Source organism: Streptomyces sp. NL15-2K, assembly GCF_030551255.1.
GTDB lineage: Bacteria > Actinomycetota > Actinomycetes > Streptomycetales > Streptomycetaceae > Streptomyces.
This window is the reverse complement of sequence record NZ_CP130630.1, coordinates 6,053,655-6,080,318: the sequence shown is the minus strand read 5'-3', so window position 1 is coordinate 6,080,318 and position 26,664 is coordinate 6,053,655. Positions and strand designations below refer to the sequence as shown.

Below are 26,664 nucleotides of genomic sequence, written 5' to 3'. Positions count from 1 at the left end.
CGGATACATGGGTGGTCAGCGGACTGTGACGGTGGGTCAGGAAGGACGCAGCCCCTCGTGAGCGATCTCCAGGGTCTCCACCGCGGCCTCCGAGGTGGAGGGGTCGAAGGACGGCCCCTGCCAGCGCACCGGGACGATCCCGAACACCTGCCAGCTGATGATCGGCGTCAGGTCCGGTTTCAGCGCCACGATCTCGCCGTCCTTGGGCACCACCCGCCGCAGCGTCTCGTCGAGCCAGCGGCTGATCTTCGCCGTGTCGGCGGTGACCGGCCGGGTGAGCGTGATGTTCGACCAGGTCACGCGCCCGGGCAGGTTCCAGGTGAAGCCGTTGTTGCCGCCCTCGGCGTAGCTCTCCATCTCCACCTCGGCGCCCATGCCGGAGCAGGTGTGGAAGGCACCCAGGTCGTTGCCGCCGATCGCGAGCCGGAAGAACACGCTGGTCGCGAAGATGCTGTCCGTCATTGGTCCGTCATCCGTCCATCGTCCGTTCCGGCCTGCCTAGCGGCGTCCGTCGTAGGGGCGGCCCATGCGTTCCCGGCCGCGCCGCAGTTCCGTGCGCAGGAGCCGGGACACCGGGTCGATCAGACGGCGCGCCAGGTCGTCCAGGTCGAGGGCGGGGTCCTGCGGTGTCTCGGCGCGCCGGGCCGCGCTCTTGCCGGAGGCGCCGTTGCCGGAGGCGCCCTTGTCGGGGATGGACGACACGGAGGCCGACCGCGGCCGGCCGCGCGGCGGCACCGCGTTGGCCGGTACGTCCGTGGGCGGGGCGTCCGTGGACGGGGCGTCGCCAGCGGTGCCGCGGACCTCGCGCCGCTGGACCGGGGTCTCCGCCCGGCCGGTCCCGCCGCCCGTCCCCGATACGGGGCCCGGCGTAACGGTCCTCGGCCGGACCACGGGGACGGATCCCACCGGTGCCGGTGCCGGTGCCGACAGGGCCGCCGGGCGGTCCGTCAGCGGCGGCGCCTGCGGGGCGGTCACCGGCAGGGACCGCGCCTGTACGGCGGGGGCGGGGGCGACCCGCGACCCCGTCCCCGGTGTCTCCCCGTGGGCCGGCGCGGGCCGGACGACCGGGACACGCTGCACGGACTGCACGGAGTCCGCGGAACTGGCCCTTCGTACGCCCGAGTCCGAGTGCCCCGGTCCGGCGTGCGTGGTCGCGGCCCGCTGGACTTGAGGCGTCGCCGGGGTGGTCGCGGCCCGCTGGATCCGAGGTGTCGCGGGGGCGGTCGCGGACGGGCCCGGTGTCGGCCGGGCGGGTGCCCCGGTGGGCGGCGTGGAGTCGCCCTGGGGGGCAGCCGATGCGCCGGGCCAGCGCGCGGCCACCACGGGACGAGCGTCGGAGCGGGAGGCGGCGGGCGCTGCCACCCCTTCCGGGGCCCGGGTGTTCAGGGAGAGCGGGCGCGCGGCGAGCAGCGAGAGAGTACGGGGTGCCGCCGGGGCGGAGTGCGCTCCGGAGCGCGTCACGGTGAGCGGGCGCGGGCGCGGGTCGGCTGCGCCGGGGGGCCGGGTGGCGCTGCCGGTGCCTTGGGCTACGGCGCGGGCGACTACGACCGGGCCCGGGGCGGAGGCGGGGGCGGCGGACGTGCCTTGGGGCCGTTGCCTGCCGGAGCCCGGCCCGCCCCCGGCCGACGTCGTACCAGGTCGTCCCGCATCTCCTGTTCGCCCTGCCGACCCTCCCGGGCCTACGGCACGCTCCGGTGCTCCCGGGCGGTGGGGCGCGGCGGCCGGCGAAGGCGTGGCGCTCCCTACCGACCCTGCCGACCCTGCCGACCCCGCCGTACCCACCGCACGCTCCGATCCTGCCGCCCCATGGGACGCGGCGGACGAGGACGGCGTCACCAACGGCGTGGCGGGCCCGTTGCCGTGGGCCGTGGGACCGGGCTCCGTGGTGCCCCCAGTGGAGGAGCGGTCCGCGAGGGCGCGCTGGACGACGTCGCCCGCCCCCAGCAACGGCGCGTCCGCCGACGTGCGGGGTGCGGCCTCGGTGGGAGTCCGGTCGTGATCCGTCGTGGAGCCCCGGTCCTCGCGCGCCGGAGCGGTGGCGGAGCTGCGGTCCTCCCGTGCCGGAGCGCGCTGGACGTCCGGGCCGGGCGTCGGGCGGGAGGCGCGGGCGCCGGACGCGGTGGTACCTGGCAGGTCTGCGCTCGCCGGCAGGGCGGGCAGCGGCGCGCCCAGGCCGCCGCGCGCGCGTGCCCCGGAGGTCCGGCGCGGGGGGTCGGCCGGGGCGTCGTGGGACGTTCCCCTCGCGCCGCCGTCGGACGGGCGCGGGGTGCCGACCGTGCCGTCCGCCGTGCCGTCCGCGTGGCGCTGGACGACGGGCAGCGCCGGACCGGGCGCGGGGCGCGGGGCGGAGGTGCCCTCCGGCAACGGTGCGGCCGTGGAGGGCAGTTCGCTCAGCGGGGCGCCGAGAGCCGCACGGCTCGGCGCGCGCTGTACGGGCGGCGGCGCGGTGGAGGCGGGGCCGGGTGAAGGGGCGAGTGCGCCGTCGTCGGGCGCCGGGGTCGCGGCGGGCCGCACGGCGGGAACCCGGCGCGCGGGGCCGGCCGAGTGCCGGGCGGCAGTCAGGGAAGGCCCCACCGGGCGCGGTCGGACGACCGGCTGGGACACCTCGGCGCCGGAGGCACGGGATGCCTCCGGCTGCCTGCCTTCCCGACCGGACTGTGCCCCTGTCGCCCCCGCCCCCGTCCCCGTCGTGCTGCGCTGGACGACCGGGCCGGAGGCGGAGGGCGTACGGCCCCCGGAACCGGCCGGCGACCGGGACGCGTGCCCGGAGTTCGGGGTGGACGCCCCGGACGGCGTCTCCGAGGCGGGCCGGGCCACTCCCCCGCCGACGACCGCGCCCGGGACCACCGACACACGTCGTACCAGTGGAATCTCCGCGGCGGCCGACCGGCGGCCGGGGTCGGTGGGGGTCACGACCGGGCCGGTGTCCGGCTCCGCAGCCCGTTGGACAGCGGGAGCCGACGCGGAGAGCACGCCGGGGGAAGCCGCGGACGTGATACCACGGGTCCGCGAACCATCGCCCGAACCACCGCTCCCAGCAGTGCTGTTGGCGTCACCGGAACGCGCGCCGGAGCCGCTACGGGAAGGCGGTGCCGGCGGCCGGGCCGCGCCGTCCGGACTCCCCCCGGCGTCCTGCGTACCGTCCGCCGCCCCCTCTCGGCGCAGCGCCCGCAGCAGCAGCGGCCCCCCGCCGGTGGAGGCGGGCTTCGGGGCGGCCGGGCCGGTGACACCGCGCACCAGGCCGGTCGGGGCGGTGGGCAGCAGCGCGTGGCCGAGGCCGGCGTCGAACGACGGGTTCTGCCAGGCCGCGAGGCCCGCGCGGAAGGCGAGGCCGTCGCTGACGCCGAGCGGGGCGCGGGACACGGTGAGTTCCGGCGGTGAGGTACGGCGCCAGCCGCCGTCCCAGTCGCCGGGCACGGAGGGACCCGGGCCGCCGGGCACGCTCCGGTCCGGGCCCTCGCCGGACGGACTCGCCGCTGAGGCGCCGGAGTGCTCCGTACGCCGCGAACGGTCCGCGGCGGACGGCCCGGCGGCCCGGCGGCGCAGCCTGTCCCGCCATGCCATGTGCTCAACCGCCTTCGTTCACACGGGTGTTGATACGGGCGATCTCGGCCACCCATTGCCGGCGTTCACCGTGGGTCAGGTCGAGGACCTCCTCGCGTGGCCAGTGGAAGTGATAGGCGATGTACGCGATCTCCTCCCGGAGCCGGGGAAGGGCGTACGTCACGATTCCCCCAGGCGCCCACCCGAGAGGTCGACCTCGAAGCCGCCCTCGCAGTGCGGGCAGGTCACCGCCGCGCGGGTGTGGCCCTCGCTGTTGACGCGGCGGTAGAAGTCCTGGAGGAAGGCGACGTCGGTGGCGTACATCCGTTCCACGACCCCGGCGTGCACATCGGTGATCGTGCCGATCCGGGTGATCACCTGGCTCAGCAGCACCACGCTCAGGTACGCCGGGTTCTCCTTGACCCGCAGGTCGATCTGGGGGCGCAACTCGTCCCGGGCCGTGGCCAGGCGCATCGAGCCGTGGCGGTGCACGGTGCCCTCCTCGTCCACGTACCCGCGCGGCAGCTCGAACTCGAACTCGGTGCGCAGCCCGTGGTCCTGCCGGGACGCCGGAGAGGCGGCGGCGGGGGTGGCCGCCGCCTGCTCCGACGCCGGGGCGGGCGCAGTCGCCTCGAGGATCTCCTCCAGGTTGCCCGCAGTCACCGTACGGCGCCTCATTCGACGACGATCTCCTCGAACACGATGGTGACGGTCTCGGTGGCCGGGGACGAGTCGCCCGCGCTCAGGGACGGGCCCTCCCACTTGGAGGCCCAGCCCTGCATCAGCTGGATACGGCGGACCGTGTTGAGCTCGGAGTCCTTGATCTCGATGGTGAGGTTCTGCCGCGCGGCGTCCACGGCGCCCTTGTTCAGGGTTTCATTGATCCACTTGGTGAACTCGCTGCTCTGGTCCATTCCCCGGACGATCGTGACCTCGCCGGCCTGCCGGGCGCCGGGCTGCTTGCGGATGATCTGCTTGCCCTCCGGGCTGACCTGGCGGACCTCGACAACCTCCTCCTCGACGGTCAGCCCGCTGATCTCCTGAATCGACTCGACCAGGTAGCCGCCGAGCTGTATGCCGAAGACGTGGGTGGAAAGAGCATCGCCCGTTGCCATGACTGTCTGTCACCTTCCTTTGCGGACCCGCGGGTCACTCGTCTCACTCGTCTCACTCGTCGACGAGGCTGGTGGTGTCGGAGAACTGGGCCAGCCGGAACACCACGAACTCCGCGGGCTTGACCGGCGAGACGCCGATCTCGCAGATGACCCGGCCCAGGTCGATGGACTCCTGCGGGTTGTTGTCGCGGTCGCATTTCACGTAGAAGGCCTCTTCGGCGGTGCGTCCGAACAGCGCGCCCCCGCGCCACTCCTCGGTGAGGAACGCGGTGACGTTGCGCCGGATGCTCGACCACAGCCGGTCGTCGTTCGGCTCGAAGACCACCCACTGGGTGCCCAGGAGGATCGACTCCTCCAGGTAGTTGAACAGGCGGCGCACGTTCAGGTAGCGCCAGGCCGGGTCGGAGGAGAGGGTGCGGGCGCCCCACACCCGGATGCCCCGGCCGGGGAAGGCCCGTACGCAGTTCACGCCGATCGGGTTCAGCAGGTCCTGCTCGCCCTTGCTGAGCCGGAGTTCCAGGTCCACCGCGCCGCGGATCACTTCGTTGGCGGGCGCCTTGTGCACGCCGCGCTCGGCGTCGCTGCGCGCCCAGACACCGGCGATGTGACCGCTCGGCGGGATGGTGGTGTTGCGTCCGACGGCCGGGTCGAAGACCCGCACCCACGGGTAGTAGAGGGCGGCGTACCGGGAGTCGTAACCCGCCTCGTCGTTGCGCCAGGTGCGCACCTGCTGGGCGGAGAGCCCGGGCGGGGTGTCCAGGACGGCCACCCGGTCGCCCATCTGCTCGCAGTGCGAGATCACCGCGAGCTGCACGGTGCGCACGCCCTCGGCGTCGATGTCGCCGCGCTGGTAGGCGCTCATCAGGTCCGGCACCGCGACCATGGTGATCTCGTCGATGGTCTCCAGACCGCCGAACCCGGTACGGGCCGCGGAGTCACCGACGTACTCGGCCGGGTCGAGGCGGGACACCTCGCCGGAACCGGGCGCGGCGGGGGCGGCCGGGGCGTCGGGCAGCGCCACGGTCTGGCCGGCGGGCTTGCTCTGAGTGGCGCCCCGCTGCTCGGTGACCTCGATCAGCTTGGAGGAGCGGGCCTGGTTGACCAGGTACCCCTTGACGTTCTTGCGGGTGGAGGCCTCATACGTCTCCGCCACCTGGTCGCCCTGGCGGACCACGACCTTGAAGCGGTCCTCCGGAGGGTTCTCACCGTCCGCGTCGGCGACCTCCACCGACACCCCGGAGACGCCCGGCCGGGCCGCGACCAGGAACCCGCCGAGCTCCACCGGCTCCGCCGCCCTGGCCCCCCGCCTGCGCCGGTCGCCACCCGCCGCCGGGGCGGAGCCGTCCTCGGCGGACCCGCCGATCCGCACCACGTACGCGGCGCCGCCGCCGTTGGCGAAGTACCCGTAGACCGCGTGGGCCAGGTAGGTGCCCTCGGCGAAGCCACCGAAGTGCTGGGTGTACTGGTCCCAGCTGGTGACCAGCGTCGGCGCGTGGAACGGGCCGGTCTCGGCGAACCCGACGAACGCGGCGACGGCGGTGCCGACCCCTTCGATCGGTCGGGCACCGGACTGCACCTCCTCCACGTACACGCCCGGGGTGAGGTACGTCGGCATACTCGCTCCTTCGCGTCCTTACGGGTCACCTGTGTCCAGGGCGAGTCTGGGCGGCGGGTCCGCCGCGGCGACAGGGACCGGCGGACCTGGCCGGGGGCAAGACCGCTGCCTTTCCGGGCTCCCCGCGCGGACCACCCGGGGGTCACCCGCCCTTGCCCCCGCGCTGCGCGTGCGGCCCTGGACGGCTCGTTCGCCCCCTGCGGTCGACTGAGCCGCCACAGGGGTGTGCCGACGAGAGGGCAGCAGGTGCAGACATCCAGGCCGCACACTGAGCAGACCGAGACCCGGCAGCCGACGCCCGGTCAGGCCGCTGCCCGACGGGAGAGGTCGGGGGGCGGTGCCGCCGTACAGCTGCTGCTCACCGCCGCCGCCCTCCGCGCGGCGCAGCGCGGCGGCGGGGGCAACGCCGCGGTGACCGGCATGATCGCCCGCCGCGCACGCACCACGCCCGCCGGCGCCTTGCCGGTGGGCCTCAGGTATCCGGGCCGCCCCTCCGCTGTCCACGCGGACCGGGCGCACCGGAGTTCCAGCCGTTCTGGCTCGCCGTGCCCACCGCGCGTCCGCTGGTCGGCCAAGGCGGCGGTTCCGCACCGGTTCCGGAGCTGACGCCGGGCACTTGGTGCCTCGCCGTGGGCAGAGTGGGAGAGGGCCTGGTGATGCGGACGACGGACGGCCGCCGACCGCGGCGGCTCTGTTCACAGCGGGCGCTATCGACTCTTCTTCTTGTATTCGAGGGACTTCCCCTCGTTCAGGCGCTGGACCAGGTCGAAGGCGGCGAGGGCCAGGGGCTTGAGGTCAGCGGTGTGCAGGTCCGCCCTCATCCGGCGCAGCTCGGCGACCAGGGCGACCTCCTCCTTGCCGGACTTGCCCACCTTGTCGTCCACCGAGCCCAGCGCGCCGAGCGAGCCGTGGATGTGATCCCAGTCGTCCTTGCGGTTGCCGACCTGGTTCTTCTCCGCCTCGGTCAGGTGCTTGTAGTTCCGCAGCAGGTCCTTGCCGGCCGGTATGCCCTTCAGCCATTCGGCGCGGGTCAGCGGGATCTGCCTCTGCTCGCGACGGCCGGCGTCCCCGTGCTCGACGGGCCTGGAGTACAGCAGGTCGTTCCCGTCCTCCGGGAGACCGGCCGCCTTGAGGGCGAACGCGACGAACCTGTTCGGGTCCTCGCGGAAATACATCCGCAGCGGATGGGGCAGCAGCGTGAAGTTGTGGGCGAAGGAGGTCCGGGACATCAGACCGCCCGCGATCGACTTCGAGTTCGGATTGATCTCCAGGTCGGAGCCGTAGGAAAGATAGCTGCCGATCAGGGTGACCAGACCGACCAGACCGTCCGTCGACTCGCCCCTGACGCTCTCCTGCGGGAGCCCTTTGGCCTGTTCCTCGGCCGTCCGACGGATGGTGTTGGCCGCGACGACGGTGGTCCGGTGCAGATCCTGCTTGGCCTCCTTGCGCTGTTCGTGGGCGGAACGCCCGATGACCCCGGGAGCCTTGTTCGGCACCTCGAGGTACTCCAGCAGCCGGGGCAGCTCGTCAAGCTTGAAACCACCGGTCATCTGCGGCTCATAGAGGAGCGCGCCACGCAGCGGGAACACCATGATCCCGGGGTTCCCCTTGAAGCCCTCGACCTGGACGTCGTCGAGCAGGAAGGACTCCTCGCCCTGCCGGGCGTCCAAGGCGGCCGAGACCCGGGTGATCGTGTTCATCACCTCGACGACATCGTCCCTCGTGCTCAGCGGATCGGTCACCCATTCCAGACCCGAGCCGCCTGTCGGGCTGACGTCCGAGGTGAGCCGGTAGCTCTTGCCGCCGCCGACGCTGCCCATCTTGGGGACGTCGCGGCCACGGATGGGAGTCTCCCGGATCAGCTTCTTCCCTAGCAGCGGGAGTTCGACGGCGGTCATGAGCTTGTCGTACTCACCGGAAGCCTCCTGCCGCAGCCGTCCGAGCCGCGCTCTGCCCTCGTCGGTGAGCTGGTACTCGTCAGGATTGCCCCCGGGCAGCGGGGCGAGCCACCTGCCCTTCAGATCCGCTGGGGACATGGCCTGTTCGGTCGCGTCCAGGAGTTCGACATGGTGCCGCCGTTCGGCGATCGTCGCCAGGACCTGCGTGCTGCGGACGGCGTCACGCTCCGCGACCTCGTTCTGGTAGTTCTGCTCGTCCTCCGCGGTCAGGTTGTTGTGATCGCGCATACGCCACTGCGACTCGAACTCGAAGCCCACGCGGCGCTGGATCGCTGCACGGTTGACGCCGCTGCCCTCGTGTTCCTCGCCGTCGGCGGCGCAGTGCTGGACGCTCTCGCCGCGGGCGACCCGGGCTCCGACATCGGACGCCTCGCGCTCCCATCTGTTGTCGGGATCGCTGAGGCCGGCGGGGGCGTCGTGCTGGGTGGTGTGGTGAATCTCGTGGGCCATCGTCTCGACGTCGCGCAGGACGCTCGCGCTCTGGACGACGATGTTGTCGCCGACGGTGTACGCCTTGGCGTCGATGCTCGCGGTGGCCTGCTCGTCGACCGAGACCCTGACGTGGTCGAGTCTGGTGCCGAAGGCGTTCTCCATGGTCGTGCGCACACCGTCCGGCAGCCGACTGCCGCCGCGCCCGGCTGTTCTCGCGGCCTCCCGCACGGCGTCGGGTCGGCTCGCGTCGCCGCCCCCGAAGGCCTGCACGGCGCCGCGGTCGGCGCCTTCCCGCTTCCGCTCGCGCTCGACCATCCGTGCGACGGCCGCGTTCCCGATCGCTCGTTGCAGGGCGGCCGGCGAACCCGCCTGAGACGGCCTGCCGCGTCCGGCGGCGGCCATGGCGGCCGGAAGCGTGCCGGGGCTCCGAACGGGGCTGCGTGGCTTGGCCTGTTCGCGTTCGGAGCCGGCGTTCTGTTGGGACTCGGTGGTGTGCCGCATTGAAGATCCGTTCGAACGAGATCCGTTGCATCGCCTCAGAATGCGACTCTGCCGCTGGAGCCGCCGCGAGGGAAGGGCAAAGGGGGTGGACAAAGGGCCAATCCGGCCTGCCCGAACGGTCATCCAAGATCAGGCGACCAGCTGGCCCATCCACTTGAGGCCAGTGGGCAGCTTGTCCTTGGCGATGCGTCGCTCCACATAGGTGATCAGCTCGTTGACCGCCTCATCATGAGTCAGGCCTTTCTGGGTGTCCGTGACGTACTTCGCGGCGGCTTTGGCTCCGGAGACGGACCGGTCCTCGGCACTCTCCTCGTCATAGCCCGAAGCGATGGCACGCAGCAGAAAGACGTTGTCGGTGAACACCTTCGCGAGATCGGCGAACGCGGCTGTGATCCCTTCTCCCAGCCGGTCCCTGATAGGGCCCGACTGTGCGGCGTCGTCCAGAATCGCAGTGACCTCCGGGCTCTCGCGGTGGACTTGACGGAACTTCTGGAGGAACCTGGCGATGTGCATGTTCTCGCGGGCGGGAGCGCGAAGCGTCCGGAGGTAGAAGAGCTTCGACTCAAGCCTTTGGTCCAGCTGCTTGCCGCCCGTCCGGCTGGGAAGGACCTGCGGGGCCGTGAACCTGGAGTTGTTGTCGATCGCGGTGAGCTGTGCCGCCGGCACGATGGCTGTCGCCGCCTGGTAGAGGAAATTCCCGAGGTTGACCCTGCCGCCCATCACCCGGTCATCGTTGCCGAGGAAGGCATCGGCGACCATCGTGCGGCCGGCTTGCCGCAAGTTCGCCTGGTCGCCCAGGAATTTCAGTGCCCCATCGGAGTCCGTTTGCAGCGTCGCCCCCGGGACTTTCTCCATGACAAGGAATGCCTGAGCCGTGCTCAGCTGCTTCGGAATCTCGTCCGGGGACCGGCCGGCTTGCTGGTTCTTCATCAGGAGGTCACGGATCGCCTGTCCCTCAGGTGATTCGATCGCATGGCGGACCATCCGGGGCGCCCGGATGTCCATGTGATCCATAACCAGATGGGCGTATTCCACATTGCCCGTGGACGGCATTGGTTTGACCACGACCTCCGCCTCCGCCGGGCCCACGAAGAAGACTCCGGCTATTCCCTCGCCGGAGCGCCGCACCGGTTGGCCTTGCCACGTCGAAGGTGCGTCTTCGATGGAGAGGCGCTGGACGGAGAGGTCCGTGGGAGCGGCCACGCGCTGCACCTGGCCATGGACGGTGTCCTGGCGAGCGGGCTCGCCCGGAGCGCTCCGCTTCGGCGACGGCCCGGAGAGCGCGCGCGTCGCCTGGGCCTCGGCCTCCTTCTCGAAGGCGTCCGACGGATCGCTGACGCTGAGCCCGTCGGCGGTGGGCGTTCCCGCGACCGGGCCACGGCGCTGCTGGATCACGTGGGTCAGTTCGTGGGCGAGGGTATGCCGGTCCGCTCCGCCGTCGCCGATGACGATGTGGCTGCCGCTGGTATAGGCGCGGGCGCCGACTTCGGCGGCGGAGGCTTTGGCGGCGCTGTCGTTGTGGATGCGGACGTCGGAGAAGTCGGCGCCGAGCCGGCCTTCCATGTCGGTGCGGGTGGCGTCGTCCAGCGCGCGGCCGGGGGTGCGGAGCACGTCGTGGACGGCGGAGCGCCGCTGTACGGCCGGCTGCTTGGCCTGTTGCCCGGCCGGTTGCTTGGCCGGTTCGGTCTGGTGGTGGCCGCAGTCGGAGCTGTGCTGGTGCCGCTGTTCCCGGGCCCAGGGGTGGCCGGCCTGGCGGAGCATCTGGACGACGACGGCGTTCCCGGCTCCGGCCTGCAACGCCATGAGACCTCTCAGCGGTGTCCCGGCCCCCGCGGGCGTGCGGTCCGGAGTCCGGGCGCGTTCGGTCCGTGAGGTCTTGTCGTTGTCTCGGACGTGCACGAAGAGGAGCCTTTCGCACGCGGGAATAGCAACCCTTCCTGGATACGCGGCGGACGAGCACGACGCCAGGCAACCTGAGGGCAGACAGGGGTGACGGAACGGGCAATGCCCGGAACTCCTTTCTCGGACGCTACGGGCAGCGCCTGCGGCAATGGCCCTGACCGCAAAGGGTCGTGAAGGGGGCGGGCCGCCGGGCTGCCGAAACGGGCCGGGCGGTCAGCCCCAGCCCATGTCCTATATGGAGGACGGGGCGGTGGCTCAGCCAACTTGGGCCGGCGCCATGCGGGGACAGAGGACGCACATCACACTGCCCCCGCGCTCAGGAGTGAGCGACGCCCCCGGCGGGACGGCGTTCTGGTCGACTGACGTCCTGGACGCCGCAACCTCGGGCAGGTGCGGTGAGGCCCCACCCATCCGCCACGGGGGAGCAGACGAGCGGGGCGCGAGAGAACTTGTGAAGTCCATGGGAGGGGGTGCGGATCCGCTACCGTGACGGGCAAGTTCAGAAGCCCTAGATGGGAACTCCATTCGTGAACAGCGCGGACGTCAACGTGTTCAACACCGACCCGTCGCGAAGCTTTCGCCTGGTCGTGACCGGCGGAGGAACGGGCGGGCACACATATCCGGCGCTGACCGCGATCCGCACCCTCCAGGGTCGCCTGGCCGCCGCCGGGCGGACTCTGGAAGTGCTGTGGATCGGCACCAGTGATGGCTTGGAGGCTCGCCTCGCACCTGCCGAAGGGATCCCTTTTGCCACAGTCGCCACCGGCAAGATCCGACGCTCCAGCAACCCGCTGAAACTGGTGTCCCCTGCCAACGTGAAGGACATGGCGCGCGTACCGCTCGGCGTCGCGCAGGCCCGCAAGCTCATCGCCGACTTCCAGCCCGACGTCGTACTCGCCACCGGCGGATACGTAGCCGTCCCGGCCGGCCTGGCGGCACGCATCTGCCGCCGGCCGCTGGTCCTCCACGAGCAGACAGTGCGCCTGGGCCTGGCCAACCGGAAACTGGCCGCGTCGGCGACTCGCATCGCAGTCTCGTCCGAGTCCACCGTTCCTCTGCTGCCGGAGAACACCCGGAGCCTCGCCGTTGTCACGGGGAACCCGGTGCGACCGGAAGTGCTGACTGGGCACGCGGAGAAGGCAGTTGAGGCGCTGGGCCTGTGGGGCTTCGATCGCCAGCTGCCCACCGTTTATGTCACCGGTGGCGCCCAGGGTTCCCAGCAGATCAACGACGTCGTACGTGACGTCCTGCCGTGGCTGCTGACCCACGCGAATGTCATTCATCAGTGCGGTACCGCCAACGTGGACGGGCTGCGCCAGCACACTGCGGCGCTTCCGGCCGCGCTGGCGTCCAGGTACCACCTCACCGGGTTTGTCGGACCGGAGCTGCCCGACGTCCTGGCCCTGGCGGACGTGGTGATCTCCCGCAGCGGGGCGGGCACGCTCGCCGAACTGACTGCGCTGGGCAAGGCGACCGTGTTCATTCCGCTCGCTACGGCGGCGGGGAACGAGCAGGCTCACAACGCCCGTCATCTCGCGGACGCTGGGGCGGCTATGGCGCTCCTCGATGAGGTCACGCCAGCGAGCCTGCGCAATGCCCTGGAGTCGCTGCTGACGGACCCTGGAGCACGGCGGGACCTTGCGGCACGAGCTCGCACGTACGGGCGTCCTGACGCGGCAGACAGACTCGCAGATGTGGTTCTGTCCGCCGCGTCACAGTGACCCGGTCTACAGGCGGCCGATGTGGATGGAGCGCGGTACGACCGGCAGTAGTTCCCCAGGTACACCGTCAGGAGTTTGCGCACGATGCAGCTCGCGTCGACTTGAGAGCCTGTTCGAGAGACGCCACAACGTAGCTGATGTCCACCCTGGTGAGATGCTGATGGAACGGTAGGGACAGGATTTCTGCGGCGACCTGCTCTGTGGCGGGCAGGTCGCGCCTCCAGGGTGCGAACGCCGCCTGAAGGTGGTTGGGCGGGTATTGAATCCTCCCCTCCCTGAAGGGGAGGGGATTCCTGGCTCAGGCAGCCTCCTGGAGCAGCGCTCCAGGAGGTCTTGCGCCATCGGCACCAGCCGGGTTGAGACCAGCCCGGACGAGCATCACGCGGGCAGAGTTCTTGTCCCTGGGGCAGACGGCTCCGCACTCGGTGCAGGTGTAGGTGCGCTCACCCAGCGGCAGTGCGTGCTTGGCTCTCGCATCGCAGTGCGCGCAGTCCATCGTGGTGTGCGCGGGGTGTACCAGGCGGACGTCCCGCCCGTGCTTGCGGCCCATCTCGATCAGGGCCCGTTTGGTGGCACCGATGGCGGCGTCGGCGGCCTTGCGTGCCATGGCGGTCTTGGCGAGGAACCTCGGGCGGAAGTCCTCCACCGCGATGGCGTCGTGGTCGCGCACGACCTTCTTGGCCCACTTGCGGCCGGTGTCCTGCCGCTGCCTGGCGATCTTCTTGTGCGCCCTCGCCCGCAGCTTCTTCGCCTCGCGATAGCCCTTCGATCCGGGCCGGCCCTTCTTCGGCTTGCGGCGGGCCATCATCCGGTCGTACCGGGTCAGCTCCTGCTTCGCCTTCCTGCCGTGCTGGGCGTGGGGGAGGTCGTGGGCGTCGGAGGTGGTGGTGGCGGTCTCCTTCACGCCCCAGTCGATGCCGATCACGCGGCCGGTCTCCGGCAAGGGCTCCGCGGTCGCAGGGACGACGAACGAGCAGTACCAGTGCCCCAGGGTGTCCTGGTATACGCGCACCGAGGACGGTTCGGCGGGCAGCTCCCGCGACCACACCACCGTCACCACGATGCCCCCGGCCAGGTGCAGCCGGCCTTCCTTCAGACGGAACCCGCGCTGCGTGTAGTTGAGGGTGGGCAGCGCCTCACGCCTGGTCTTCCACGTCGGCATCCCGGCCCGCTGCTTCTGCGGCAGGCGTTCCTTGATGTCCTTGTGCGCCTTCGCACGGGACTTGCCGAAGTCGCGGATGATCTGCTGCTGGGGAACCGATGAGCCCTCACGCAGCCACGGCGTACGCGCACGGGCTTCGGTCAGCATCCTGTCGAGCTGAGCCGGGCCGCACGTGGTCTTCTGGCCGGTGGACTTGTTGTGCAGGTGTACGGCCCTGGACTTGGCAACGCACTCGTTCCACACCCAGCGACAACGGTCCCACTCCGCCGCCAGGGCGGTGCGGGCGGTGGACGACACGCGCAGCCGGTAGGTGTATCGGGCATGCCCGACCTCCGCAACCGCCCTCACCTGCGCCATCTCGCCCCCTCACGGCCCCGGCCGGGACACTTTGCCGTCCCGAACTCTCCCAAGGACCATATGTACGACAGCAGCACAAACGCTCCCCGATCCCACGACCACCACCCCGACCAGCGATCACGGGCACGCGTGTTCGGATCACCTCGGCGATGCCGACAGCGGTACGGGCGACTCCGCGCCTTGAACCGGATGCGGCGACGCTCCGCGTCGCGACACCCGGATGCGATTCCTCCCCGGCGTGAACGCCGGGGCCTCCTCGCAAGAAACAGGTGAACGCCCACGCCCCCGCTGTACGAGGAGCGCCAGCCGGCCGCGCTGTTCGGTGAACCCGACCGGGTGCAGCTCTTCTGTAGGGAGCTTTGACCTGCATCGTCCGCCGAATCTCCGCGAGTTCGAGCGCAACGTCGCGCGACTCCGGCGCCAGGGGAAGCCGCAGGCGCACCAACGCTGCCCCTGCGGCTCTTGAGCCGCGGCCGGGCACGTTGCAGCCTGGTGCGCGGAACGCACAGTGCAGGCGATACCGGCGGTGCGGCGAGTCGGGAGGGGACACGGATGTACGGACAGCGGCACGGCGACACCGAGCACAGGCGGCCGAGGACACCGGCGCGGACCGTGCCCGCCCCGCAGGTCGCGGCGCCACCCGTGCATGGGGCGGGCGGCCCGGGCCGGGTGAGCCCCGCCGAGGTGGCGGCGCGTCAGAGCGCGGCCGGCAACCAGGTGGCGACGGCGATCGTCCAGCGGGCCCGGGAAGGCCAGGCGGAAGCGGACGCCCCCGCGAGGGAGAGCACGCCGCCGGCCGACGAGGCTGCCCTGGAGGCCTCCCGGGACCCCGATACGGTGATGGTCCGGCTCAGCGCGTCGATCGATGAGCACACGCTCCTGGAGGTACGGAAGTTCAACTTCTGGGAGCCGCACAAGAAGTGGCCGGAGAGCTGGCTGCCGAAGAAAGCCCGGTTGCGGTGGGTCCTGGAACGGCGGCTGGTCCTCGGGGAGGCCTTCCAGCCGGACGAACTCAGGGACATCGAGATCCTCTCGGCGAAGCGGCCGGACTGGCTGAACAGTGTGGGCATCGGCACCCTGGCAGAGGCCAGGCTGATCGCCGAGGGCAAGGGCAGGATGGCCGGCGCGGGCAAGAGCGCGAGCGGCAAGGGCAAGGCCGGGGAGGATGCGCAGGCCGAGGCCGCGGAGCAGGAGCAGGTCGGCTACTCGTCCTGGCTGAAGCTCAGCCCGGGACGGCGCATCCTCGCCGCGACCCTCGCCTTCCAGACACAGGCACCGGTCGCGGGAGCCTCCACGCCGATCAATCCGGCCTACACCCTGGGCCGATTCATGCGGACCAACCAGCTGGGGCCCGACGATCCGGAACGGCAGACGCTGGAGAACGAACGGAACAAGCAGATCCGGGAAACGGCCGTCGACACCCTGTTCCCGGAAGGCGTGCGCGAGGAGCGGAAGCACGAGTCCGCCGGCGAACACGCGACGGGGGAGATGAAAGGACGGGACGACTTCGCCCGGAACATCCTCACCAACGTCCTGCTCATCCTGCGGCACGGTCTCCAGGTCGCGGGGAAGGACGACAACTACGTCGACTACAAGGAGGGGGACGTCATCCGGGCCCTCGCCCACGGCGGACGCGTCAACATCCGCATCCCGGCCCTACGCAAGGGGGAGAGCCCCCATCAGCTGCTCGACTTCCTCGGCGTCACCGAGAAAGGCACCCGGCAGACGGACACGTTGAAGCGCGATTACGCCACGCACCGCTCCTCCATCCGCAAGAACAAGGACGGTGAGCCCGGCACTGGCAAGTTCAAGGAGGAGGGCGGCGTCGGGGCGGCGGTGAAGAACAAGCTCTCCGAATACACCCCCGGCATGGCCAACCCGGACCTGATGGGGGTCAACATCTCGGGCGGCGGCTTCGGAACCAAGGACTGGAACGGCGACGTCGTCCTGCCGAACGGCTCCTACGGCCACATGCTCCTGGTGTTCACCGCGCCGACCGGTGACACGGACGGCGGCCTGCTGGTCGGCCTCGAGACGTTGGAGCCCGACGCCCCCAGCCCGGTCGGCTATCACCACGGCATCACGTCCACGGAGGTGACCGCCAACCCCGAGTCCGTGCTGCACGGCCACAAGCAGGACAAGATCGGTGCCACGCAGGTGAAACTGGGGGAGATGGGCGGGGAAAACTGGCACGACTTCCTCCAGAAGATCCAGCGCGACTGGGTGGACAAGCTGAAGGCAGCCAAGGACACCGCCGAGAAGCGGAAGCTGTACGAGGAACTGGTCGGCCCGCGCGAGTAGAACGCAGTCACGTTCACGTCACGCCGTATCTCGCGCCGCGCGGCCCGATCCTCAGGCGCCGACAGCCGCCAGATACGGCCCGAACTCGCTCTCCAGGACCAGCCGTCCGAGCTTGCGGTACTCCTGCGCGACCGCCGTCACCACCTGCCGCATGGTGAGCGGCTCGCCGGACTCCGCCGCGAGGTAGGCCGCCGTCACCGCACAGGCGCGGATCGAACCGCCGGCCAGTTCGAAGCGGTCCGCGCAGAAGGCGAGGTCCAGGTCGTCGGCCCGGGGCAGCCGGTCGCCCAGGCACCGATCCCACAAGGCGAGGCGCTGGCCGGAGTCGGGCACCGGGAAGTCCGCCACCACGTCCAGACGGCGCGTGAACGCCTCGTCCAGGTTGGCCCGCAGGTTGGTGGTCAGCACCGCGATCCCGTCGAACGACTCCATGCGCTGGAGCAGGTACGCCGACTCGATGTTGGCGTGCCGGTCGTGCGCGTCCTTCACCTCCGAGCGCTTGCCGAAGATCGCGTCGGCCTCGTCGAAGAGCAGCACGGCGTTGACCGCCGACGCCTCGGTGAAGATCCGCTCCAGGTTCTTCTCGGTCTCCCCCACGTACTTGTCCACAACTGTGGACAAGTCCACCACGTACAGGTCCATGCCCAGGTCCGCGGCGACGACTTCGGCGGACATGGTCTTGCCGGTGCCCGACTCACCGGCGAACAGCGCGATCACGCCGCGCCCCCGGCCGCCGCCGGGCCGCATCCCCCACTGCCCGAGCACCTGCTCGCGGTGGCGGGCGCGCAGCGCGAGTTCGCGCAGCTGCCGGTGGGTGGGCGGCGGGAGCACCAGGTCGTCCCAGCCGACTCCCGGCTCCACCCGGCGGGCGAGCCGGTCGAGGCCCGCGCCGTTCTGAGCGCGTACGGCGCTCTGCAGGTCCTCTGGGCGGACCGGGCGGCCCGCGAGGGCGGCGGTGCGCACGGCCACGTCGGCGGCGCGGCGCAACTGCCCGGAGTCCAGGCGGTGCGCGGCGACCGCGCGGGCGAGCGCCTCGGCGTCACCGGGCACGGAGCCGTCACCGGCGGCCCCGGCGTCACCGACACCGCCGGCGGCCCGGTCCAGGGCGTGCCGCCAGCGCGCGGCCTGCCGCTCGGGCGAAGGCGCCGACACGGTCAGGACGACGGGGGTGTCGGCCGCCCACGCCGGGTCCCAGCCGACCGTGCCGTGCGTCAGCAAGGAGATCCCCCGCAACGCCGCGCACAGCGTCCTCAGCGTCCGGGCCCGTTCGGCGGGCTCCCCGGGCAGCGCTTCCAGGGGGCCGAGGACGACCCCGGCACCGGTCAGGCGGGCTTCGCGGGCGGCTACCCGGGCGAGCTCCGGCACGTCGCCCGAGCGCCGGGCCAGTGCCACCGCGTCCAGGGCGAGCGGGCGCAGCCCGGCCGCGCGCAAGGCGGCGACGGCCAGCCCCTCGGCGTCGCCGCCCCGGCTGCGCAGGTGGACGAGGCCGACGCCGGTCCCGGCCGCGGCCGCCGCCCGGTGAACCTCCGCCGCCTCGGCGGTCGGGTCCTCCCGGACCTCGCCGAGCACCCCGGCGAGCCGGGCGTCGGGCTGCGCGCCGCCCAGCAGGTGCCCGGTGATCCGGTCGGGGACCACCAACACCCGGGACAGCGGCGGCCGTTCCGGCTCCCCGACCTCCACCACACCACCCGCGATCAACGGCGCTCCGGGGCCCAGCCGGAACCGGGCGGCTGCCGCCCCGGCGAGCCCGCACAGCTCCAGGGCGAGCCCGACCGTGGGCCGACGGCGCGTCAGGTCGTCGTTGAGGTAGCCGTAGAGGCGTTCGAACCGCGCGTCCAGGTCCGGCGCCACCGCGACCAGGAGCAGATCCAGGTCCAGCGAGGACAGCCCGAACCGCCCGGCAAGCCCATCGAGAACGGACCCGGCCGGCGGGCGCCACGGCTCGTGAGGGGGTACGTCGAGCCCCCCCGGCTCGTCCAGGATCCGGGCCACCGCCTCGGGGCTGAGGTACTGGCCCCGGTACGGGTCATCGGGATCGGGGTCGACGGCACGCCGGACCGCCACCGCGCGCCGCACCCGCTCCTCGACCGCACGGAGCCTCGTCCAGAGGTGCTCCCGGTCGGCGGGGGCGGGTTCGGCGTCGGGACGAGCGTCGAGGTGGGCGATGGCGACAGGTTCCGCAGTATGCGTCACGGCTGGCGGTCCCCCCTACGGCGCCGCCGCGCGGGCGCCGCCCCCCGTTCGCGTGGACCCGCGAAGCCGTCCGGGCCCGGGTCGCTTGTCTCCGTGTAGCGCAGCCGGCGCCCCGGCGCCGCTTCCCCGTCCTCGCGCCGGGCGGCGGAGCGTACGACGAGGCCTTCGGTGACCGGCGGTGCGACGGCCGTGGTCACGCCGGCCAGCGGTGCGCGCACCCGCACCTCGAGCGACGCCTTCAGCTCCCCGCCGAGCGCCGACCACACATCGGAGGCGGCCGGTGCGTCGAGTCCGGACCCGCCGGCGTCCAGCCCCACGATCAGGCCGAGTTCGGCGAGCGTGCCGGTGAGCAGCCGTGCGGGCAGCGAGTCGGCGGCCACCAGACAGGTGAGCACCTGCGAGAGCAGCCGGTGTTCGTCCTGCGGGCGGCTCGCCCACGCGGTGACCAGGTACGTCAGCTCGAACCAGCGCGCCGGGGAGCGCCGCGCCACCAGGTGCCCGTCCTCGTCGTACACCTCACCGGCGCCGCTGCCGCGCCGGGTGGCGTCCTCCCGTATGTCGTACAGGAAGACGCAGACCGTCGGGGCGCTGCGGCGCGCCGCCCAGTCCCGGGTGGGGGCGTCGAAGACCACCTCGACGCCCGATGCCTCCAGGCCGGACTCGCCGAGCAGGCGGCGCAGCCCCTCGTCGACCTCGTGGATCATCGGCGGGTCACCTCGTCGGGCGGCTGGACGCTGCCGCTGACCACCAGGAAGTCGGTCGTCACCGGGGAGAACCCGGGGCCCCTGGCGGTGATGACGCGCGGTCCGGTCTGGTCCTTGGCGAGGATGAGCAGCTGGCCGATGAACGTGCCGTCCGGCTCCGGCACGGTCGGCGCCGCCGCCGCGGTGATTCCCGGCTTCCAGGTGAACCGCACCGGCACGCCCGGCGGGAAGTCCTTGCCGCGCACCGAGGTGACGAAGCCGGGCTTGCCGATGTCCGGCACCGCGACGATCCGCGGCTGGAGGATGCGCAGCCGCTGCCGGGCGGTGTTGTCGCTCTTGTCGGCGTCCGTCCCGGTGGTGGTGAGGGTGCCGGTGACCCGGCCGGTCATCGCCTTCTTCGGGCTGAGGACGACCCGTACGACGGTGCTCGCGCCCTGGTCCAGGTCCGGCAGCGCGCACAACCAGGAACGGTCGCAGCCCGGCGGCGGCCCGTTGTTCGGGATGCCCTTGGGCAGGCCGATGCGCAGCCGCAGCCCGGTCGCCAGCGCGTTACGGCCGTTGCTCACGGTGTAGGTCACCACGACCCGCCCGCCGACGTAGCCGGGGTTCGGCTGGGCCGTGACGCGCACCCCGGGCCCGGCCTCCGGCTCCGGCTCCTGCGGGGGCACGGTGGGCGGCTCGGTGGTGGGCGGCGGGGTCGTCGGGGGCTCGGTGGGCGGCTCAGTCGTGGGCGGCGGCGGGGTCGTCGGGGGCGGGGGCTCGGTGGCCTCGCGCACCGGCACCACGGTCCGGCCGGCGTTGTCGTTGGGCCGCGGATCCAGGACGGTGCCGGTGACCGACCAGTCGACCGGCGCGTCGCCGGGAGTGACCCCGGTGAGGGTGACGGTCACCGGAACGGTGTCGCCGGGCTGCACCACGCCGACGTCGCACTGGAGTGAGGCGGCATCGCAGGTGCCCCCGGGCCAGGTCAGGCCGGTGATCCGCACGCCGGGCGGCGGATCGACGGTCAGCCGGGTGCCGGGTGAGGCGGCGGGGCCGTTGTTCACGACGTCGACCTGGACCGTGGTGGAGTCGCCGACGGTGACCTCCGGGGCGGTGCCGGGCGCCTGGACGGCGAGGTCCACGGACTGCTGGACGCTCGGTTCCTTCTGCCGGCCCGGGAGATCGCTGGTGAGCGGGGTGAGGTCGCCGGACTCGACGTCCAGGAGCTGCAGTTTCTCGGGGCTGTTGACCGCAAGCTCGGCGCGGGAGCTGAACACCAGGCCCGTGCCGTCGGCAGTCCAGGCGGCGTCCCGCGGCTGGAACGGGCCGGTGTCCGAGGTGTCCGGCAGCTCGCGGCCGCAGGCGCCGGGGAGGTCGAGGAGGGAGGCGGGCAGGAGCACCTGGCAGTCGTCGCCCGACAGGGACGTCAGGAGGAGGCCGCCGCCTTCGTCGACCTGGCCGCCACCGCTCTTGCGGTTGAAGGCGATGCTGAGCCCGTCCGGGGAGAACGCCGGGCTGTCGTCGATGATCGCGCAGCTGCCCGGGCAGTTCGTGGCGCTCAGGTCGCTCTGCCGGGTCAGGTCGTTCACGGGCACGGTCCAGATGTGCTTGTTGCCGCCGCCCCCGTCGATCTCCATGTTGCGGGTGAAGGCCAGGGTGGTGCCGTCGGAGGACCAGGTGGGCTGCGCGTCCTGGCCCTGGAGCTGCCCGGCCGGCGGAGTGATCCGGCCGGTGATCGCGCCGGTGGCCGCGTCCGCGATGAGGATGCGGCTGGGCCCCGCGGCCTCTCCGACGCCGCCCGGCGAGGTCCGGGTGAAGGCGAGGTACTTGCCGTCCGGGGAGAACGTCGGGTCGGTGTCCCAGTCCGTCGCGGCGCGTCCTTCGAGCGGCATGGGCGCCGCGTTGGAGCCGTCGGCGTCCACCATCCAGATCCGCTCGATCCGTTGGCCGTCATCGTTGTTCTCGAAGCGGGTGACGACGATGCGGCGGCCGTCCGGCGTGTAGTTCTGCCGCTCGGTCCACGGGTCGTACGCGTCCCTGGGCTGGAACAGCGGGTCCTTGGCGGGATCGGTGTTGGTGTCGGCCTCCGGGTCCTCGTTGAGAATCGTCAGGCCCAGGTCGCGTGGGTCGGATCCGTCCATCCGGGCGTCCTGCAGCGTCACCACGTGCGCGCCGGAGAGCCCGTCGTCAGGGGCTTTGGGCTCCGGCTCCGCCGCCGTGGTGCGGTCCACCACCACGCCGCCGCCGTCGATCGGGCCGAGCCAGGTGGGCGAGAGGACCTCCCGGTCCTCATTGATCTCCATCTGGGGTACGTCGTCGGAGTGCACGGGCGAACTGAACACATGGTCATAGTCGCCCGCACAGTCACAGGTGATCTCAGGGCTCAGGAATACCACCCCGTCCCCGTCGGGCTTCCACGCTGCCCCGTGGGCACGCCAGGTTGCGTAATCGCCCGCGAACAGCGGCTCGTCGCTGGTCCCGTCCGTGATCCGCAGCTGGGGCCGGGACCGCCCGTCGACGGTCGTGGTGGCGGTGTACGCGATCCAGTCCCGGTTCACGTCGTCGTTCACCGGGTTCCACGCGGGCTCGGTGGCCGCGCCGTTCCCGGGATCGGTGATCCGGGTGGCGGTGCCGCCTGCCAGCGGCCGTACGTAGATCTGCTGCCCGACCGACGCGTCGCTGTCGCTCGAGTACGCGATCCGCTGCCCGTCCGGGGAGACCGTCGGGTCCTCCTCGTTCGCGGTGGTGTCGGTGAGCTGTGTCATGCCGGTGCCGTCGATGCGCACCCGCCACAGGTCGCGCTGCGTCCCGCCGCCCAGGCCGCTCGCCTCGGCGGAGTCGAACAGCACGGACCGGCCGTCCGGGGTCAGCTGGGGGTGCGCCGCGTCCATGCCGCTGGTGAGTTTGCGTACCGAACCGTCGGCGGCCCGCAGATAGATCTGCGGGTTCTTCTCGTCGCGGCGGCTCGCGAAGACCATCCGGTCGCCGAGGGCGGACGGCTGGACGTCGAAGTGGGCCGGGCCGTCCCCGAACAGCGGTGTGGTGGAGGGGTCGTTGGGGTCGGGGGTGGCCTTGCCGAGACTGCGGTGCCCGGTACCGGCGTACGCCACCCGGGCGTCGGCGGCGTCGGCCGCCCGCGGCCGGGACTCGGCGCTGCTGCCCTGCCCGGAGGCCGCCGTCACCCCGAGCAGCGGGAGCAGCAGCAACAACGACGTGCCGAGTCTGCCCAGGCGGTACCGCCCGCCGAGGCCAGCGGTTCCCATCACGGTCCCCCTCGCAGTGTGGTGCGGGCATCTGGATGTGCCCCCGCCACCCTGCGCCGACCGCGTGCGGAGCGGCAGGGCGGCGGGGCCGTATCCGGGGGAAGCGGGCGATGCGCTTTCGGGCAGTGCCGGGGTCCCCGGGCGGTCGACGGATCAGCCCGTCACGCCGACAGATCAGGCCGTCACGCCGACAGATCAGCCCGTCACGCCGTCAGATCAGCCCGTTGCGCAGCGCGTAGCCGACCGCGTGGGCCCGGTTGCGCAGTTGCAGCCGCGTGGTGATCTCGTGCAGCACGTTCTTGACGGTCCGTTCGGAGTACGCGGTCTTGCGGGCGATCTCCGCGGTGTCCAGGCCCTCCGACACCAGGCGCAGCATGTCCGCCTCGCGGGTGGTCAGCGTGGACAGGGCCAGACCCCGCGGGTCGAGCGCCGAGCGCTGGAGGCTGCCCACGTGGCTGAGCAGCTTGCCGAGCAGGTCGCCGGGCAGTACTCCCTCGCCGCTGGCTATCGCCAGGACCAGGTGGACGAGTCTGTCCTGGTCGGCCTCGGCGCGCCGCAGCACGGCCGCCACGCCGCACTCGATGACGCGTTGCAGCGCGCCGGACCCGAGGGTGCCGACCACGAGGCCCGTGCGGGTGACGGTGTTGTGCCGCAGCCGGTGCAGCAGGGCGGCCACGTCGTCGTCGACGTTGTCCACGACAACCAGCGACGCCTGGGCCCGTTCCGCGTCGGTGTCGTCCAGCAGGTCGACCTCGGGGCGCTGGCGCAACTGCTGGACGACGCCGGCGCGCAGGATCGGATCGGCGGCATAGACGGCCACGGTGACCCGGTCCGGGCGACCGGAGCGAGAGGCCCGGTTCGTGGAGCCGGCCGGGGCGGGCTCGCCTAAGGGGGCGGATGACATGGCAGGGCTGTTCTCCTCTGCGCAGGACATGGTGGGGGTACCTGTTTCATGGGTTCGAGGGGAAGGATGCCGAGGCGGGGGCGGGCGCCGGAAGGCGGCGCGCGGGAGGCGGCGGGCCGCACTAACGACGCACCATGACAAGTGAGTTGGCCTTGACTTCCCGGGCACCGCGACTGCCCGGGTGTTGCCCTCGCGCTCCTCGTGGCGCCCCTGGGCGCGGTCCTACCGTGGTGGCGTGACGCCTTCTGCAGCTTCTTCCGGTCCCGGTGCGCCCGGCCTCGACATCCCGGCTGTGACGGTGGCCCCTGGCAGCACCGCCACGACCAGTCTGACCGTCCGCAACGACAGCGACATCGTCGAGGCGTACAACCTGAAGGTCGTCGGGGACTGCGCCTCCTGGACGACCGTGGATCCCCCGCGGGTCTCGCTCTATCCCGGCACCTCCGAAACGGTGACGCTCCGTCTTGAGCCACCGCGCTCTCCGGAGATCCGGGCCGGTGAGATGCCCCTCGGAGTGCGAGTCCTGCCGACCGAGCACCCCGAGTCGGTGCGGGTCCTCGAAACCACCGTGCAGGTCGAGGAGTTCCACGAGCTGCACACCGAGCTGGCCCCGCGCCGCCGGCGCGGCTGGCTGCGCGGCCGCTACCGGCTGGCCGTGCGGAATCAGGGCAACACCCCGGTACAGGTGGGTTTCACCCCCGGCCAGGCGGGCGAGGAGCTGGGGTTCGCCTTCAGCCCGGCGGAACCGAAGCTGGAGCCTGGCGAGTCGACGGAGGTCGGGCTGCGGGTCCGCACGGGCAAGCCGGCGTGGTTCGGCGCCCCAGTGGTGTGGCCGTTCACCGTGGACACCGCCGAATCCGGTGACCAGGAGGAGAACCGACAGGACGAGACCACCGTCCGGGCGCCGCTGGACGCGGAGTTCGTCCAGATCCCGGTCTTTCCGAAGTGGCTGCTCATCGTGCTCGCGGCGCTGCTCGCGCTGTTGCTCGCCTGGCTCACGCTGGTCCGTCCGGCGGTGCGCAGCGCCGCCAAGGAAGCAGCCAACGAAGCGGTCCAGCCGCGTCCCACGCCCGGCGGGGAGCAGGGCGGGCAGAGCCCGGGCACCGGTCCCGGCGGCGGTTCGAGCGCCTCCCCCGGCGGCCCGGAGACGGGCGGGGCACCCGGATCGGGCGACGACGGCACCGCGGGTGGCGACGGCACCGCGGCCGGCGGTGGCCAGCAGAGCTCGGAGACCATCGACGTGCAGACGTCCGGCGGGGAGACCAAGACCGGTACCTACAAGGTGCCCGAGGACAGCGTCTTCGAAGTCACGGACATCGTTGTCGCCAACTTCCAGGGCGACGAAGGGCTGCTGACGATCTCGTTCGGCGACCGCAAGATCACCACGATCGCGCTGGAGACCTTCCGCAACCAGGACTATCACTGGGTCACCCCCATCAAGGTCACCGCGAACGACACCGTGACCGCGGAAGTGACCTGTTCGAAGCCGGGCACCCCGGCGACCGGTCAGCGGGCGCAGGGGTGCCACGAGGTCCTGAACGTGAGCGGTGTGCTCAGCCGCACCACGCGATGAATCGCGCCCCACATTCCTAATCATTCTTGATCAGTGCTGGTTACATCTGTAAAGAGCGACACTCTTTTCGTCTGGAATTGAATAACCCGGGACCGAAAACCGGCACCCGAGGTATGCACATGGTGGTCAGGTGGTGCCGATCCCGTTGCCAGTGCCCACTGCATGTCCGTAAGAGCCTTGCCGCTCCCTCACAGTTTCGCGGCAGCGGTGGCCGGGACGGCGGATTCCGGGGCCGCTGACGCGCGGTCCGCGGCAGGGCGGCGGAGCACGCTCGGGATGCGGAAGCCCGGTGTCCCAAGGCCGCCGGTGACCCGAGGCCGCCGGTGACCCGGTCCAGGAAGATCGCCGGATGCGCAGGGGTGCCACGCGACGGCTTCCAGCCGGGTGTGCGTGCGCGCCATGAGTGCTGCGATGTGCCGGATGCTCCGAGGCTGCTGGAGGGCCCCGTCCCGGAAACTGCGCTGCGGCAGGCGGGGGTCAACCTTAGTGCTATGCGCCATCGCATACTCCCGAGTAAGTGCAAGGCTGAAATGCATCGCTAGTTTTTCACCACGGGGAGACGACCTCTCCCCGTCAGGTGCGGAGGGGCAATGACGCCTGCACCACCGTTTGCCTCCAGCAGCCTGCTGCTCGGAAGGTCGGAACCATAGGAGGAGCACTTGCCGCAGCCCGCAACCAGACCTCTTGTTCCCCCTGCCCCACTACGAAGTCAAGACAGCCGCCGGAGCGTTCTCCCGCAGACGGACTCCTGGCGCGTCCTCGTCGTAGATGCCGACGAGCGTTGGTCTGAGCATCTCACTCAGATTCTGCGACGCAACGGGCATGACACGCACGTCGTCGCCAACGGGGCCATGGCACTCAAGGAGCACCACCGGTGTGACGTCGTCCTGCTCGACCTGGAATTACCGGACGTGGACGGTCTGGAGGTGTGCCGGTCCATCCGGGCGGTCTGTGACACCCCCGTCCTCGCTGTCACCTCCCGAGACAGCGAGCTGGACCGGGTGCTGGGCTTCCAGGCCGGAGCCGATGACTACGTGATCAAGCCGTACGGGGCGCCAGAGTTGCTGGCCCGTATGTCGGCCGTGATGCGGCGGGCGCGGCCCGGCCGGCCCGCGGGCTCCCACACGCAGATGGGGCCTCTCACCATCGAGCAGGACACCCGCTCGGTCCTTCTGCACGGGCGTCCCGTCCCGGTCACCCTGAAGGAGTTCGAGCTACTGCTGCTCCTCGCCTCCCGGCCCGGAACCGTGGTTCCCAGGCGCCAGATCCTCCAACAGGTGTGGCAGGACACCGATGTCCAGCGCAGCCGCACCATCGACACCCATGTGAGCAGCCTGCGACGCAAACTCGGTTCGGGAAGCTGGATCATCACGGTCCGGGGCGTCGGCTTCAAGCTGGGAAGCGGCTCACACCGTTCCTCATGACCGACCGGCCAAGG

At 71.8% G+C, this 26,664-nt stretch carries 18 protein-coding genes and 1 pseudogene; 5 read left to right on the top strand and 14 right to left on the bottom strand.

Going from position 1 to position 26,664, the window contains the following annotated elements; genetic code table 11:
• Positions 1–36 precede the first annotated feature (36 nt).
• The 6 genes from Q4V64_RS27315 to Q4V64_RS27290 are packed head-to-tail and all read right to left on the bottom strand — an operon-like array spanning position 37 to position 6,273.
• Positions 37–462, bottom strand: a complete 426-nt coding sequence (locus tag Q4V64_RS27315; protein WP_124439998.1) for a phage tail protein — start codon at positions 460–462, stop codon at positions 37–39.
• Positions 463–498: 36 nt separating this feature from the next.
• Complete coding sequence (locus Q4V64_RS27310; RefSeq protein ID WP_124439999.1) at positions 499–3,564, bottom strand: hypothetical protein; 3,066 nt, start codon at positions 3,562–3,564, stop codon at positions 499–501.
• A 4-nt stretch (positions 3,565–3,568) separates the two neighbouring features.
• Positions 3,569–3,727, bottom strand: coding sequence for a DUF6760 family protein (locus Q4V64_RS27305; RefSeq protein ID WP_172629186.1), 159 nt, complete (start codon positions 3,725–3,727; stop codon positions 3,569–3,571).
• Complete coding sequence (locus Q4V64_RS27300) at positions 3,724–4,221, bottom strand: zinc-ribbon domain-containing protein (RefSeq protein WP_124440000.1); 498 nt, start codon at positions 4,219–4,221, stop codon at positions 3,724–3,726. The genes Q4V64_RS27305 and Q4V64_RS27300 overlap by 4 nt, the downstream gene beginning before the upstream one ends.
• Positions 4,218–4,658, bottom strand: a complete 441-nt coding sequence (locus Q4V64_RS27295; protein ID WP_124440001.1) for a phage tail protein — start codon at positions 4,656–4,658, stop codon at positions 4,218–4,220. Before Q4V64_RS27295 ends, Q4V64_RS27300 begins: the two co-directional genes overlap by 4 nt.
• Positions 4,659–4,710: 52 nt before the next feature.
• A complete protein-coding gene (locus Q4V64_RS27290) occupies positions 4,711–6,273 on the bottom strand; it encodes a phage tail sheath family protein (RefSeq protein ID WP_124440002.1) in 1,563 nt (520 codons plus the stop codon).
• Between the two features lie 246 nt (positions 6,274–6,519).
• On the opposite strand from Q4V64_RS27290, the gene Q4V64_RS27285 reads away from it, so the two are divergent.
• Entirely contained in the window at positions 6,520–6,879 is a 360-nt protein-coding gene (locus Q4V64_RS27285; protein WP_124440003.1) for a hypothetical protein, read from the top strand.
• Between the two features lie 101 nt (positions 6,880–6,980).
• On the opposite strand, the gene Q4V64_RS27280 is transcribed toward Q4V64_RS27285, so the two are convergent.
• Entirely contained in the window at positions 6,981–9,164 is a 2,184-nt protein-coding gene (locus tag Q4V64_RS27280) for a DUF4157 domain-containing protein (protein ID WP_172629187.1), read from the bottom strand.
• Between the two features lie 1,263 nt (positions 9,165–10,427).
• Positions 10,428–11,063, bottom strand: a pseudogene (locus Q4V64_RS55250) (DUF4157 domain-containing protein); the annotation flags it as partial.
• A 515-nt stretch (positions 11,064–11,578) separates the two neighbouring features.
• Here Q4V64_RS55250 and Q4V64_RS27270 point away from each other — a divergent pair.
• The gene (locus tag Q4V64_RS27270; RefSeq protein WP_124440005.1) at positions 11,579–12,787 is read left to right on the top strand and encodes a UDP-N-acetylglucosamine--N-acetylmuramyl-(pentapeptide) pyrophosphoryl-undecaprenol N-acetylglucosamine transferase; all 1,209 of its coding nucleotides are present in this window, start codon (positions 11,579–11,581) and stop codon (positions 12,785–12,787) included.
• A gap of 67 nt (positions 12,788–12,854) precedes the next feature.
• On the opposite strand, the gene Q4V64_RS55245 is transcribed toward Q4V64_RS27270, so the two are convergent.
• On the bottom strand, positions 12,855–13,052 hold the full coding sequence (locus Q4V64_RS55245; protein WP_124440045.1) for a DegT/DnrJ/EryC1/StrS family aminotransferase: 198 nt from the start codon (positions 13,050–13,052) through the stop codon (positions 12,855–12,857).
• A 33-nt stretch (positions 13,053–13,085) separates the two neighbouring features.
• Positions 13,086–14,306 carry an RNA-guided endonuclease TnpB family protein gene (locus tag Q4V64_RS27265; protein ID WP_124440006.1) on the bottom strand — a complete coding sequence of 407 codons (1,221 nt, stop codon included), beginning with the start codon at positions 14,304–14,306 and terminating at the stop codon, positions 13,086–13,088.
• A 552-nt stretch (positions 14,307–14,858) separates the two neighbouring features.
• Between Q4V64_RS27265 and Q4V64_RS27260 the strand changes: the two genes are divergently transcribed.
• Entirely contained in the window at positions 14,859–16,607 is a 1,749-nt protein-coding gene (locus Q4V64_RS27260; RefSeq protein ID WP_253266938.1) for a PE-PGRS family protein, read from the top strand.
• A gap of 51 nt (positions 16,608–16,658) precedes the next feature.
• Here the strand turns inward: Q4V64_RS27260 and Q4V64_RS27255 are convergent, their stop codons facing one another.
• From Q4V64_RS27255 to Q4V64_RS27240, 4 genes are all read right to left on the bottom strand, one after another.
• Complete coding sequence (locus Q4V64_RS27255) at positions 16,659–18,773, bottom strand: ATP-binding protein (protein ID WP_124440047.1); 2,115 nt, start codon at positions 18,771–18,773, stop codon at positions 16,659–16,661.
• A 23-nt stretch (positions 18,774–18,796) separates the two neighbouring features.
• A complete protein-coding gene (locus Q4V64_RS27250) occupies positions 18,797–19,504 on the bottom strand; it encodes a DUF4255 domain-containing protein (RefSeq protein WP_124440007.1) in 708 nt (235 codons plus the stop codon).
• Positions 19,501–22,749, bottom strand: coding sequence for a DUF11 domain-containing protein (locus Q4V64_RS27245; RefSeq protein ID WP_124440008.1), 3,249 nt, complete (start codon positions 22,747–22,749; stop codon positions 19,501–19,503). Before Q4V64_RS27245 ends, Q4V64_RS27250 begins: the two co-directional genes overlap by 4 nt.
• 211 nt (positions 22,750–22,960) lie before the next feature.
• The gene (locus tag Q4V64_RS27240) at positions 22,961–23,653 is read right to left on the bottom strand and encodes a LuxR C-terminal-related transcriptional regulator (RefSeq protein ID WP_124440009.1); all 693 of its coding nucleotides are present in this window, start codon (positions 23,651–23,653) and stop codon (positions 22,961–22,963) included.
• A gap of 235 nt (positions 23,654–23,888) precedes the next feature.
• On the opposite strand from Q4V64_RS27240, the gene Q4V64_RS27235 reads away from it, so the two are divergent.
• Positions 23,889–25,226 carry a hydrolytic protein gene (locus Q4V64_RS27235; protein ID WP_253266939.1) on the top strand — a complete coding sequence of 446 codons (1,338 nt, stop codon included), beginning with the start codon at positions 23,889–23,891 and terminating at the stop codon, positions 25,224–25,226.
• A gap of 659 nt (positions 25,227–25,885) precedes the next feature.
• Positions 25,886–26,650 carry a response regulator transcription factor gene (locus tag Q4V64_RS27230; protein WP_124440010.1) on the top strand — a complete coding sequence of 255 codons (765 nt, stop codon included), beginning with the start codon at positions 25,886–25,888 and terminating at the stop codon, positions 26,648–26,650.
• Positions 26,651–26,664: the final 14 nt, after the last annotated feature.

Excerpts from the sequence above, each read along its gene's own strand:
- Q4V64_RS27245 (WP_124440008.1), bottom strand. The coding sequence starts at position 22,749 with ATGGGAACCGCTGGCCTCGGCGGGCGGTACCGCCTGGGCAGACTCGGC.
- Q4V64_RS27290 (WP_124440002.1), bottom strand. The coding sequence starts at position 6,273 with ATGCCGACGTACCTCACCCCGGGCGTGTACGTGGAGGAGGTGCAGTCC.
- Q4V64_RS27315 (WP_124439998.1), bottom strand. The coding sequence starts at position 462 with ATGACGGACAGCATCTTCGCGACCAGCGTGTTCTTCCGGCTCGCGATC.
- Q4V64_RS27265 (WP_124440006.1), bottom strand. The coding sequence starts at position 14,306 with ATGGCGCAGGTGAGGGCGGTTGCGGAGGTCGGGCATGCCCGATACACC.
- Q4V64_RS27280 (WP_172629187.1), bottom strand. The coding sequence starts at position 9,164 with ATGCGGCACACCACCGAGTCCCAACAGAACGCCGGCTCCGAACGCGAA.
- Q4V64_RS27250 (WP_124440007.1), bottom strand. The coding sequence starts at position 19,504 with ATGATCCACGAGGTCGACGAGGGGCTGCGCCGCCTGCTCGGCGAGTCC.
- Q4V64_RS27295 (WP_124440001.1), bottom strand. The coding sequence starts at position 4,658 with ATGGCAACGGGCGATGCTCTTTCCACCCACGTCTTCGGCATACAGCTC.
- Q4V64_RS27240 (WP_124440009.1), bottom strand. The coding sequence starts at position 23,653 with ATGTCATCCGCCCCCTTAGGCGAGCCCGCCCCGGCCGGCTCCACGAAC.
- Q4V64_RS27300 (WP_124440000.1), bottom strand. The coding sequence starts at position 4,221 with ATGAGGCGCCGTACGGTGACTGCGGGCAACCTGGAGGAGATCCTCGAG.
- Q4V64_RS27310 (WP_124439999.1), bottom strand. The coding sequence starts at position 3,564 with ATGGCATGGCGGGACAGGCTGCGCCGCCGGGCCGCCGGGCCGTCCGCC.
- Q4V64_RS27270 (WP_124440005.1), top strand. The coding sequence starts at position 11,579 with ATGGGAACTCCATTCGTGAACAGCGCGGACGTCAACGTGTTCAACACC.
- Q4V64_RS27260 (WP_253266938.1), top strand. The coding sequence starts at position 14,859 with ATGTACGGACAGCGGCACGGCGACACCGAGCACAGGCGGCCGAGGACA.